This window comes from Comamonas sp. Y33R10-2 (assembly GCF_019355935.1).
Lineage (GTDB): Bacteria > Pseudomonadota > Gammaproteobacteria > Burkholderiales > Burkholderiaceae_C > Comamonas.
This window is the reverse complement of the sequence record NZ_CP079925.1, coordinates 1748134-1760825: the sequence shown is the minus strand read 5'-3', so window position 1 is coordinate 1760825 and position 12692 is coordinate 1748134. Positions and strand designations below refer to the sequence as shown.

The following is a 12692-nucleotide window of genomic DNA, read 5'->3' as shown; positions in this document are numbered from 1 at the left end:
TACATCTTATCTGGCGCAGAGAGGTTGACGGCGCTTCTTTGTCAGCTTGTGTGTGCTTATCTTGAGGTGATTTTTCTAAAGGTGGAACGGATTTGACTCAATTGCAGGACGCTGTTGCGCATGTATTTGCTGTGGACGGCGCATTGTCTCAAGCCGAGCCTGCATTTTTGCCGCGCTCGGGCCAGACGCGCATGGCGTTGGCTGTGGCGCAGGCGATTGAAGAGGCTGATGTGCTGGTGGTTGAAGCGGGCACGGGTGTAGGCAAAACCTATGCCTATATGGTTCCGGCACTGCTCAGTGGTCAGCGTGTGCTGGTTTCCACTGCCACCAAGGCCTTGCAAGACCAGTTGTTTGCACGTGATTTGCCAAGGTTGGTGCACGGCTTAGGTTTACCGCTACGCATGGCGCGGCTCAAAGGGCGTGCGTCATATTTGTGTATTGAGCGGCTTGAACGCGTGCGCCAAGGCCGCACAGCGCCGCAGGACCCGCAGGTGCTGCGTGCAGTGGCCGATGTAGAGCGTTGGGCCAGAGTCACTCGCACGGGCGATATGGCAGAAATGCAGGCGCTGGATGAACGCTCGCCGGTTATCGCTCTGGTCACCTCGACCAAAGACAATTGCCTGGGCTCTGATTGCCCCCACTGGCAGGCCTGCCACGTCAATGTGGCCCGCCAGCATGCGCTGCAGGCGGATGTTGTGGTGGTCAATCACCACCTGCTTTTTGCAGATCTGGACGTGCGCGATAGCGGCGTGGCCAACCTGTTGCCCAATACGGGCGTGGTGGTGGTGGATGAGGCCCATCAACTCAACGATATTGGCGTGCAGTTTGCGGGCGAAACTCTTTCTAGCCAGCAGTTGGTGGGCTATGCCCGCGATGCTTTGAGGCTGACGCAAGAACATGCGCGGGGCATGGCCGATTGGCTGGTGCTGTGCACCACCCTAGAGCAAGCCATGCGCGAGCTGCGCTTGCAAGCAGGCAAGCCCCCGGTGGGTGGCCGCCTGCCTTGGCAAGGCATTACGCCGCAGGGCTTAGATGGCCTCGCGTGGCGCGCGGCGCTGGTGCGGCTGGGGCAAAGCCTGCGGGCGCTGCTGAAGTCCTTGGCGGTATTGGCGGATACGGCGGCCGATTTGCAGCGCCTATATGAGCGCGGTGCTGAACTGCTGGCAAGGTTGGCCCGGTTTGCGGCGCCTGCCGATGATGAGTGCGTGCGCTGGTTGGAGGTGGGCGCGCAGCACCTGCGCATGCTGGAGTCGCCACTGTCGATTGCCCGCATCATGCAGCAGCGCTTGCTACAGCGCACTCTGGATGGGAGTGTCAATAATGAGAGCAAAGAGTCCAATGCTCGTGCTGACAAGACATGGATTTTTACCTCAGCCACGCTGGGGCATGACGAACGCTTGAGCTGGTTTACCGAATCCTGTGGTTTGCATGGTGCGAAAGTGCTGCAGGTAGAAAGCCCGTTTGACTATCACCATCAGGCCGGCGTCTATGTGCCCCAGCCTTTTGCTGCGGCGGGCAGTGCCCAACACAGCCCGCAAGTGGCGCAGTTGGTGCTGGATGCGGCCCAGCGCATTGGCGGGCGTACGCTGGTATTGACGACAACGCTCAAGGCCTTGCACGCGATCAGCGAATCGCTGCGCTCCTCTTTGGGCTTGTTTGCTGATCTCGATGTTCTGGTGCAGGGTGAGGCGCCGAAACTGGCGCTGATTGAGCGTTTTATGGCTGCAGGTGTCAGCCACTTGACGCAGCAGCGGGGCGCGATTCTTGTGGCTTCAGCCACTTTCTGGGAAGGCGTAGATTTACCCGGCGATGTGCTGCAACTGGTGGTGATCGACAAACTGCCATTTCCCCCGCCGGATGACCCGCTGGTTGAAGCCCGCTCGCGGCAGCTGGAAAGTGTGGGGCGAACCGCTTTTTACGACTACATGATCCCCGAGGCCGCCTTGGCGCTAAAGCAAGGGGCGGGGCGCTTGATTCGCAGTGAATCTGATCGAGGTGTGCTGGTGATTTGCGATAGTCGTTTGATCAGCATGGGCTATGGCGCCCAGCTCATGGCGGCGCTGCCGCCCATGCGAGTGCTGGGTAGTCAGCCTGAATTTGAAGAAACCCTCAGTCAGTTGGCTGCACAGCGTGGCGAAGGTTCTATGGAATCGAATGCTTGATCTCAACAAAAAAGGATACGCAGTACGTATCCTTTTTTGTGGGAGCTTCACCGCAGTGATGCGAGTTTGATTACCAGAGCTTCCACCAAGAAGCTTTTTTCTCTTGGGTGGGCGCGGCGGCAGTGCCGTAGCTGGTTTCTAGAACACGCTTGGCATCGTCGCGCAGCTGGGTCATGCCCAATGCGTCATAGGACTTGACGAGGATCGCCATGGCTTCGCGCACTGCTGGCACGTTCTGGTAGTCACGCACAGCGGTTTGTGCGCGGGCAATGGCTGCCACATAAGCGCCGCGGCTGTAGTAGTAATTGGCCACGTGAACTTCGTACTGAGCCAGTGAGTTCACGATGTACTGCATGCGCTGGCGGCTGTCTTCTGCATACTTCGAGTCAGGAAAGCGTGTAACCAGTTCGCGGAAAGACTCGAACGAGTCCTTGGCAGCTTTTTGGTCGCGCTCAGACAGGTCTTGGCGGGTCAGCCAGCCAAACATGCCCAAGTTATCGTTGAAATTGACGAGGCCCTTGAGGTACAGCGCATAGTCCATCGCCGGGCTTGCGGGGTGCAGTTTGGTAAAGCGGTCCAAAGTGGCCAGAGCCTGCACTTTATCGCCGGCCTTGAACTGGGCGTAAGCCTTTTCCAGCTGAGCCTGCTGAGCCAAAGGCGTGCCAGCGGCACGGCCTTCGAGCTTTTCAAACAGTGGCACAGCCTTATCAAAGGCTCCCGAGGAAGACTCGTCACGTGCTTCTGTATAGATACGTTCGGGAGTCCACTTGGCCGTCGGGTCATCCTTGGTGCTGGAGCATCCCGCGAGGGCTGCGGCGATTAACACGGCAGGGACAAGAGTCAGTGAAATACGCGGCATGGTGGACAGTTTTCTGACGATCATTAGCGGTAGTTTGAAGGTAGACCCGGCTGTTGATGCGGCTGGGCTAAAGCACCACACCATACACCACCAGACTTTGAGCCTCCCGAAAAAGGATCGAAGCATTGTAAGGGGCAGTCGTGCTGCTGTAGTGAGTTCCTCGCGTCTTTCGGATGCATTGGCGAAAGCGAGCGTAGTAACAGAGGCATTGCGCCCGCAGGGATGCCGCGCTCTTTCTACAATAGCGACCATGTTTGTCCATTTGCGCCTGCACACCGAATTTTCCGTAGTCGACGGAACCACCCGCATCAATGCCATGATCAAGGCCGCTGCTGAAGATGGGCAGGTGGCAATGGCCATCACTGACTTCAACAACCTGTTTGGCGGCATCAAGTTCTACCGCGAAGGCCGCGCCAAGGGCGTCAAGCCCGTGTTGGGGGCCGAGATTGTGCTGGAAGGTCTGGGCGACTCGCCAGCCTCTCGCATCATCGTGCTGGTGCAAAGCAAGCAGGGTTATCACAACCTGGCGGAGTTGCTGTCCCGTGGCTGGACGCGCGGTGTGGTGCGCGATCAAGCTCAGCACAAGTGGGAATGGCTGCAAGAGCTAGGCGAAGGCCTGATCGTGCTGGCCGGAGCACAGGCGGGCCCCGTAGGCATTGCCCTGACCCGTGGTGATGAAAAGGGTGCGGCGGAGATTGCGCAGCGCCTGGCCACCATGTTCCCCCACCGTTTCTACATGGAAATTCAGCGTGCAGGCCGCGTTGATGATGAATCGCATCTGCTGGCAGCGGTGAAGCTGGCCAGCCGCTTGAACTTGCCCGTGGTGGCTACCCACCCGATTCAGTTTCCCAAGCCCGACGACTATGAGTCGCATGAGGCTCGGGTATGTATTTCCGAAGGCGAAATTCTGGGTAACGCCAAGCGCGTGCGCAAGTTCACGCGCCAGCAGCATTTCAAGACCGCAGCCGAGATGCAGGCCCTGTTTGCCGACATTCCTAGCGCCATTGAAAACACGCTTGAAATTGCCCGCCGCTGTAGCCTGACACTGGATCTGGGCAACCCGCAGCTGCCCAACTTCCCAGTGCCTGATGGCATGACCATGGATGAGTTCTTCCGCCAAGAGTCGTTTGAAGGCCTGGAAGAGCGCCTGGTCCACCTTTACCGCGACCCCGTTAAGCGCGATGCCGAACGCCCTCGCTATGTAGAGCGATTGGAGTTTGAGCTGGGCACCATCATGAAGATGGGTTTTCCCGGTTACTTCCTGATCGTGGGCGACTTTATTAAATGGGCCAAGCAAAATGGTTGCCCCGTGGGGCCGGGTCGCGGCTCGGGCGCGGGCTCGTTGGTGGCCTACGTACTCAAGATCACTGACCTTGACCCACTGGAATACAACTTGCTGTTTGAGCGCTTTCTGAACCCAGAACGCGTTTCCATGCCTGACTTTGACATCGACTTTTGTCAGCAAAATCGTGACCGTGTCATCGACTATGTGAAGGACAAATACGGGCGCAATGCGGTCAGCCAGATTGCTACTTTCGGCACCATGGCTGCGCGCGCTTCGATTCGAGACGTGGGTCGTGTACTGGACATGAGCTATATGTTCTGCGACGGCATCTCCAAGCTGATCCCGAACAAGCCCGGTTTGAACGTCACGCTGAAGTACCCGCCCAACCCTAAAAAGGAAGGCGATAAGTACACCTATGCGATTGAGGCCGAGCCCATTTTGGCTGAGCGCATTGAGCGTGAGGAAGACGTCAAGACCCTCATCGAGATGGCGCAAAGCTTGGAAGGCATGTGCCGCAACATCGGCATGCACGCCGGTGGTGTGGTGATTGCGCCGGGTCGCTTGGCAGATTTTTGCCCGTTGTACCAGCAGCCCGGCAGTACCTCGGCCGTGGCCATGTTTGACAAGGATGACGTGGAACTGGTGGGTCTGGTCAAGTTCGACTTTTTGGGCTTGGCCACGCTGACCATTCTGGAGATTGCGCGCGAATTCATCATGAAGCGCCACAAGGGTCAGGAAAATTTCCAGTTTGAGAACATTCCTCTCGATGACTACCCGACTTACAAACTGTTCTCAGATGGCAAAACCGAAGCCGTGTTCCAGTTTGAATCGCGCGGCATGCAGCAGATGCTCAAGGAAGCCAAGCCTTCGCGTCTGGAAGACCTGATTGCGCTGAACGCTCTGTATCGCCCCGGCCCTATGGACCTGATTCCCAGCTTTATTGCCCGCAAACACGGGCAGGAAGTGGTGGAGTACCCGCACCCCATGGTTGAAAAGGTGCTGGCCGAGACCTACGGCATCATGGTTTACCAAGAGCAGGTGATGCAGACCGCTCAGGTACTGGGCGGCTACTCATTGGGCGGCGCTGACTTGCTGCGCCGAGCCATGGGCAAGAAAAAGCTCGAAGAAATGGCCAAGCACCGCGCCTTGTTCCGCGAAGGTGCGGCCAAGAACGGACTCAATGAGACCAAGGCCGACGAAGTTTTCGACTTGATGGAAAAGTTCGCGGGCTATGGCTTTAACAAGTCGCACGCCGCCGCTTACTCCCTGCTGGCCTATCACACCGGCTGGCTCAAGGTGCATTACACGGCTGAGTTCTACTGCGGCAATATGACCGTAGAAATGGACAACACTGACAAGCTCAAGGTGCTGTACGAAGACGCGCTGCGCATGGGCATCACTTTTGAGATGCCCGACGTGAACCGCGGCGTGCACCGCTTTGAGCCGGTGACCGATAAAGTGATACGTTATGGGCTCGGAGCCATTAAAGGCACTGGACAAGCTGCTATCGAAGCGATAGTGGCTGCGCGCAATGGCGTGGGTGCAGGTCCTAATGGCCAAGAAAGTGGCCCATTCAAAAGCCTGTTCGACTTCTGCTTGCGCGTGGAGCGCAGCAAGCTCAACAAGCGCACCGTTGAAGCGCTGATCAAGGGCGGGGCTTTTGACTCCATCGACCTAAACCGCGCATCGCTCATGGCGACGCTCGATACGGCCATGGGCTTTGCGGCCAAATCCATCGCCAATGCCGACCAAGGCGGTTTGTTCGACATGATGGGCGCCGATGCCGTCGGCTCCAGCACGGCAGAGCCCCCCATGGCCGATGTACTGCCCTGGGGCGTGAAGGAAAAGCTGACGCTGGAGAAAACCGCCATCGGCTTTTATCTCACGGGTCATCTGTTTGACGAGGTTGAGGCCGAGGTGCGCCGCTTTGTACGCACCCCTATTGCCGAGATGCGCGATAGCCGCGAGGCGCAAACCATGGCCGGCATCATCAGTGGCCTGCGCACCATTAACGGCCAGCGCGGCAAGCTCAGCATTTTCAGCATCGACGATAAATCGATGGCGATTGAAGCGTCGGTGGATGAAAAAACCATGGCGGCTTGCGTGGATGTGCTCAAAGAAGACGAATTTGTCGTCGTCTCAGGCCGTTTGCAGCCTGATCGCTTTAGCGGCGGCCTGCGCATGAAGGTCCAGCAAATGTGGACGCTGTCCGATGCGCGCTGCCGCTACGCCCGCTATTTGCAAGTGAGCGTGGGTGAAAACATGCCTGATGTGCCGGGTCTGCTGCGCCAATTCCCCGCAAAGGTGGAAGAAACCGAGAGTGGCAACGTCACCCATGGTGTGAAGGTGCGGCTTGACATGGTTTGCAAGGACGAGCGCGGCGCAGCTAGCTGTGAGCTGGAGTTGGGCGAGAGCAGCCGCTTTTATCCATCAGATGCGGCGCTGGCCGCTTGGTATGGCTCGGTGGGTGCGGGCCAGGTCAAGGTGATTTATAAGTAAAAAGTCTATAGCCGCTGCCGGATGAAGTAACCAGCAGCGGCCTGATTTTTTGATAGCGCTCACTGCTTAATCAATGCGGGATTCCCAAGGATTTCATGCTGTTTTCCTTGTTTTACTTTTAATCTGCTTGAAATCCCTAACAATGCTATGCATATGCCAGCGCAAAAACATTGCGATGGCTCGCTAGAATGGATTTCATGGCTACCCAACCCCCAACAATTCCCCCGATCTCGCCAGCGATCCGAACGCCTGACGGTGGTGACGCTTTGGTGCTGGAACGCCGCCGTCAAAAGCTTCAGCCGCCTAGCATGTACCAAGTGGTGATGCTCAACGATGACTTCACACCGATGGAGTTTGTGATTGCCGTTCTGCAGGAGCTTTTCAACAAAGACCGCGAATCCGCCACACAAATCATGCTCAAAATTCATCTGGATGGCCGCGGTATCTGTGGCGTCTTCAGTCAAGATGTAGCTGCGACCAAGGTCGAGCAAGTCCTGCAAGCGGCGCACAAATCTGGCCATCCACTACAAGCCACGTTTGAACCTGTTGAATAAGCGCAGATCGCCCTCAGATTACTTAGCATTGAGTCAACCCAAGCAAGCCCAAAGGAGTCGCACATGATCGCTCAAGAACTGGAAGTCAGCTTGCACATGGCGTTTGTCGAGGCACGCCAGCAGCGCCACGAGTTCATTACCGTGGAGCATTTGCTGCTCGCCTTGCTAGACAACCCCAGTGCAGCCGAAGTGCTGCGCGCATGCGCGGCCAATATTGACGACCTGCGCTCATCGTTGTCTAACTTCATCAAGGACAACACGCCGCAGGTGGATGGCACCGACGAGGTGGACACGCAGCCCACGCTGGGATTCCAGCGCGTGATTCAGCGCGCCATCATGCATGTGCAGTCCACAGGCAATGGCAAAAAAGAGGTGACGGGCGCGAATGTGCTCGTGGCCATCTTTGGCGAAAAAGATTCGCACGCCGTGTACTACTTGCACCAGCAAGGCGTGACCCGCCTTGATGTAGTGAATTTCATCGCTCACGGTATCAAAAAGGGTGAACCGCCCGAGCCTGCCAAGGCCGATTCTCCTTCGGAGGGCGAAGAGGGCGGTGGCGGTGAGCGCAGTGAAAAAGCCTCGCCGCTGGAGCAGTTCACGCTCAACTTGAACGTGGCCGCTAAGGAAGGCAAGATTGATCCGTTGATCGGGCGCGAATACGAAGTCGAGCGCACGATTCAGATTCTCTGCCGCCGCCGCAAAAACAACCCGCTTCTGGTGGGTGAAGCGGGCGTGGGCAAGACCGCGATTGCGGAAGGCCTGGCATGGCGCATCACCGAAGGCACGGTGCCTGATGTGCTCAAGGACGGCGTGGTTTACTCGCTGGACATGGGCGCGCTGCTGGCCGGCACCAAGTACCGCGGTGACTTCGAGCAGCGCCTCAAGGGCGTTCTCAAGTCGCTCAAGGACAAGCCCTATGCGATTTTGTTCATCGACGAAATCCACACGCTGATCGGCGCTGGTGCGGCTTCGGGCGGCACGCTGGATGCATCCAACCTCTTGAAGCCTGCCCTATCCAGCGGTCAGCTGCGCTGCATTGGCGCGACGACGTTCACAGAATACCGCGGCATTTTTGAAAAAGACGCGGCTCTGTCGCGCCGTTTCCAGAAGGTAGACGTGGTTGAGCCGACGGTGCAAGAGACCGTGGACATCTTGAAGGGCTTGAAGTCGCGCTTTGAAGAGCACCACAGCATTCAATACGCAGCGGAAGCTCTGCAGGCTGCGGCTGAGCTGTCGGCCAAGTACATCAACGACCGTCACCTGCCCGACAAGGCCATTGACGTGATCGACGAAGCCGGTGCCGCCCAGCGCATTGCCCCTGAGGACAAGCGCAAGGAAATCATTGGTAAAGCTGAGATCGAAGCTATCGTGGCCAAGATTGCGCGCATTCCGCCAGCCAACGTCAGCAATGACGACCGCAGCAAGCTGCAAACACTGGAGCGTGACTTGAAGAGCGTGGTCTTCGGTCAAGACAAGGCGCTGGAAGTGTTGGCGTCCGCCGTCAAGATGGCGCGCTCGGGTCTGGGCAAGCCTGATAAGCCGATTGGCTCCTTCCTGTTCTCCGGCCCCACGGGCGTCGGCAAGACAGAAGCCGCCAAACAGCTGGCCTACATCTTGGGCGTGGACTTGATCCGCTTTGATATGTCGGAGTACATGGAGCGCCATGCGGTGTCGCGCCTGATTGGTGCGCCTCCCGGCTACGTGGGCTTTGACCAGGGTGGTCTGCTGACTGAAGCCGTCACCAAGAAGCCGCACTCTGTGCTGCTGCTCGACGAAATCGAGAAGGCCCACCCGGACATCTTCAACGTGCTGCTGCAGGTCATGGACCACGGTACGCTGACGGACAACAACGGACGTAAGGCCGACTTCCGCAACGTGATCATCATCATGACTACGAATGCAGGTGCCGAGACCATGAACAAGGCCAGCATTGGCTTTACCAATGCGCGTGAAGCCGGTGATGAGATGGCCGATATCAAGCGCCTGTTCACACCTGAGTTCCGCAACCGTCTGGACTCCACTGTCAGCTTCAAGGCGCTGGACGAGCAGATCATTTTGCGCGTGGTGGACAAGTTCTTGCTGCAACTGGAGCAGCAGCTGGCTGAGAAGAAGGTGGAGGTAACCTTCAGCGACGAGCTGCGCAAGCACTTGGCTAAGAAGGGCTTTGATCCGCTGATGGGCGCGCGTCCTATGCAGCGCCTGATTCAGGACACTATCCGCCGCTCTTTGGCTGATGAGCTGCTGTTCGGTCGCCTGACCCATGGCGGCCGTCTGGAAGTTGAGTGGGATGAAGCGGCCAACGAAGGCAAGGGTGACGTCAAACTCACCATTACCGAGTTGCCCAAGGATGAGACGGCATCTGAGCCCGCAGTCGCTCAATAAGTCCTGCTAAAAGCAAAAGCCGACAGTGTTAAAGCTGTCGGCTTTTTCTTTTTGATCAATTTTATTGATAGCAGTCAGTCCCAGTAATTTCTTGTTTTCAGAGGTAATGGTAGCTGAGGTTTAATTGAATAAATGACTAGCTGCTATCAAAATAATTATCTGCCTTTGCCGGAAGATTTATTTGACCTGCCGCTTTTCCAGTTTGCGCGCCAGCGTTCGGCGATGCATGCCTAGGCGCCTAGCCGCTTCAGAGATGTTGAACCCTGACTCAGCCAGCGTCTCGTGAATATGTTCCCACTCGAGGGTTTTGATCGAAGTGGTTTGGTTGCTGACCTCCACGTCGGTGCGGCCTTCGACACGGCCAAAAGCGGCTTCTATGTCGTCGGTGTTGGAGGGTTTGGCCAGGTAGTGGCAGGCGCCGAGTTTCACGGCTTCCACGGCAGTGGCAATGCTGGCGTAGCCGGTGAGGACGACGATGAGCGCTTCGGGATTGAGCTGGTGCAGCATTTGTACGCAGTTCAGGCCCGAGGCATTGCCTGCCAGTTTTAAGTCCATGACGGCATACTGGGGCAGGTTTCCAGTCAGCAACTCCTGCGCTTCTTCGCCGCTGGCTGCGTGCAGCACGCGATAGCCCCGGCGCTCAAAAGAGCGCTTGAGGGTGCGTGCAAAAGCTGCATCGTCTTCAACCAGCAGCAGTAATCGGTCTTCATCCATGCAGACAACAAAGCTTTAAATGGCGAGGGCGGATTGGGGAAGGCAAACTTCAACCAATGCGCCACCACCTTGATGGAGGGGGAGATTTGTGACCTGAACTCGGCCACCCAAGGCACGCGCTACGTTGGTGACAAGGAATAAGCCCAAGCCGCGGCCCGGACGTTCTTGCTTTGTAGAGATGTGGCATTGGCCTAGTTGTGACAACACGGCTGCATCAAATCCGGCTCCGCGGTCGCGAACCTGAATGCGCACCTGATCCTGATTATTGGAGAGGCTCAGTTCTACCCAGTCGGCAGAGGCTTCGAGCGCATTGTCCAGCAAATTACATATCATTTGCTGGAGTGCAGTATCTGAGAGCATGGCGAAGTTTGTGACGCCTTCATTGCGTAAAGCAAAGTGCTGCAAGCTGTTGTGGCTTTGCCAGTGACTGACGACGCCTTCGACAAAGTTGACAAATGTGGTGCTCTTCGTGCCTTCAGCGCGTGTTTCTCCGGCGGACAGCAGCACGCCAGAGACGATGGATTTGCAGCGCAGAAGCTGGCGCTGCATTTCCTGCAAATCTTCGCGCAGGTCTTCATCTTTCATCAGTGCTGGCATGTGCTGCCAGTCGCCCAAAATGACGGACATGGTGGCCATGGGGGTGCCTAACTCATGGGCTGCGCCGGTGGCCAGAAGGCCTAGGCGAAGGATATGCTCTTCCTCGCTGGCCCGCTGTCGCATATTGGAGATGCGGCTATCTCGGCGGCGCATGTTTTCCACAACACGCGTCAAAAAAACGATGGTCAGGATGCTGGTTAGTGCAAAGCTGATGAGTACCCCCACGATGTAGAGGCTGGGCAGCCCCTCATGAGAGGCAAACTGCACGTGCAGCGGTTGGTGAAAGAGGGTCAGCCCTGTAATGCCCACAAAAGATGCTGCCACCACCGCCCATGTGAAGTGGGACTGCAGCAGCACTGCACTCAAAATGCCTTGCAGCAAGTAAAGGTAGATAAAGGGGTTGCTAGCGCCGCCGCTGAGATAAAGCTGAATGGTGAGGGCTAGAACATCGGCCAGCAAAGCGTAGAAGACGCTGCGCGAGGTGACAGGTCTGTGCAGCCCTTGACTCCAGTAGATATAAGCAAGGTTCGTCGCTACCAGTGCGGCCAGCACCAAGGCCATGGGTAGCAAGGGCAGGGTGATCTTAAAGCCATAGTGCACTAACGAAATGGTGACGACTTGGCCTATCACGGCGATCCAGCGCAGCTGAATCAGCAGTTGCATGTTTTGCCGCTGGGTCAGGCGCTGAACGCGAAATAGGGAGTCGGAAATTGGGTTCACCGCGCAATTGTCACTGAGTGAATTCTTTGACGGGTGATTGGGGCTATGTCTTGCTGATGTATATGTGCAGTGAGTTTGGGCAATAAAAAACGCCCCGAAGGGCGTTTTGAAAAGAGGCGAGGCTTAGCTATTTTTTGCAGCTTTTTCGTGCTTCCGCACCAGCCAGAATGCTCCTAAAACCATAGCTGCAAGTCCATACCAAGTAAAGGCATAGACCAGGTGGCTGTTGGAGAACTGAATCACCGTCATGCCTGGGCGCAGCGTGTCGTTGCTGGCGCTGTTGTTGTCGCTGGCTTTGACATGTGCAGGGTTGCTGGCAGGAACGCCCAAGTCGATGAAGTAGGGCGCCGCTTGGCTAAGACCTTGGGCCTGAGCGATGGCAGCGACATCGCGGGAGAACCACAAACCGTTAGCGGCATCGTTCTCGCGCAAAAATCCGCCACCAGTCTCGCTCATGCGCAGCAGTCCGGTAACGGTCACCACTTCGGTCGAAGGCCCTGCTTCGCTGATTTGCTTGAGCCAAGTGCTGCGTAGCTTTTCAGGAGTGAAGCCTCGGTTGACCAAAATCTGCGAGCCGTCAGCGCGCTGCAATGGAGTAAGCAGCCAAAAACCTGCTCCGGCCTCAGTCAGCGCCTTGGCCAGCACGCTTTGCTTGTCCAGCCAAATGCCCTGAGCTTGCACTGGCAGGTACTCGTAGTTGGCAGCATTGATCTGGGACCACTGGCTTTGATCAGGCGCTGCCACGGGGGTGCTGTGCACGCGCAGGTCCACGCGTTCAATCAATTGAGTCTTCCAGATGAGTCGCTTCACCTGCCAAGTGCCCAGTGCCATAAACCCTAAAAACAAGGCGATGCCCACTATTGCGAGCATCGCCTTGGTGAAGGGAGAGCGCTGACGCGCAGCGCTCTGGTTCTTCATGG

At 57.1% G+C, this 12692-nt stretch carries 8 protein-coding genes; 4 read left to right on the top strand and 4 right to left on the bottom strand.

From position 1 onward, the window contains the following. Positions 1-92: 92 nt before the first annotated feature. Positions 93-2162 carry an ATP-dependent DNA helicase gene (locus tag KUF54_RS07915; RefSeq protein WP_255576386.1) on the top strand — a complete coding sequence of 690 codons (2070 nt, stop codon included), beginning with the start codon at positions 93-95 and terminating at the stop codon, positions 2160-2162. 70 nt (positions 2163-2232) lie between these two features. On the opposite strand, the gene KUF54_RS07910 is transcribed toward KUF54_RS07915, so the two are convergent. Beyond that, a complete protein-coding gene (locus KUF54_RS07910; RefSeq protein WP_219346322.1) occupies positions 2233-3021 on the bottom strand; it encodes an outer membrane protein assembly factor BamD in 789 nt (262 codons plus the stop codon). Positions 3022-3271: 250 nt separating this feature from the next. Between KUF54_RS07910 and dnaE the strand changes: the two genes are divergently transcribed. The 3 genes from dnaE to clpA all read left to right on the top strand — a co-directional run bounded on the left by dnaE (position 3272) and on the right by clpA (position 9741). Beyond that, the gene (gene dnaE, locus KUF54_RS07905) at positions 3272-6805 is read left to right on the top strand and encodes a DNA polymerase III subunit alpha (RefSeq protein ID WP_219346080.1); all 3534 of its coding nucleotides are present in this window, start codon (positions 3272-3274) and stop codon (positions 6803-6805) included. A 188-nt stretch (positions 6806-6993) separates the two neighbouring features. Further along, complete coding sequence (gene clpS, locus KUF54_RS07900) at positions 6994-7359, top strand: ATP-dependent Clp protease adapter ClpS (RefSeq protein WP_219346079.1); 366 nt, start codon at positions 6994-6996, stop codon at positions 7357-7359. A gap of 63 nt (positions 7360-7422) precedes the next feature. Beyond that, positions 7423-9741, top strand: a complete 2319-nt coding sequence (clpA, locus tag KUF54_RS07895) for an ATP-dependent Clp protease ATP-binding subunit ClpA (RefSeq protein ID WP_219346078.1) — start codon at positions 7423-7425, stop codon at positions 9739-9741. A 177-nt stretch (positions 9742-9918) separates the two neighbouring features. On the opposite strand, the gene KUF54_RS07890 is transcribed toward clpA, so the two are convergent. The 3 genes from KUF54_RS07890 to KUF54_RS07880 form a co-directional block, all read right to left on the bottom strand. After that, positions 9919-10455 carry a response regulator transcription factor gene (locus tag KUF54_RS07890; protein ID WP_219346077.1) on the bottom strand — a complete coding sequence of 179 codons (537 nt, stop codon included), beginning with the start codon at positions 10453-10455 and terminating at the stop codon, positions 9919-9921. Positions 10456-10470: 15 nt separating this feature from the next. Beyond that, entirely contained in the window at positions 10471-11772 is a 1302-nt protein-coding gene (locus KUF54_RS07885; protein ID WP_219346076.1) for an ATP-binding protein, read from the bottom strand. Between the two features lie 123 nt (positions 11773-11895). Further along, complete coding sequence (locus tag KUF54_RS07880; protein WP_219346075.1) at positions 11896-12690, bottom strand: SURF1 family protein; 795 nt, start codon at positions 12688-12690, stop codon at positions 11896-11898. Positions 12691-12692: the final 2 nt, after the last annotated feature.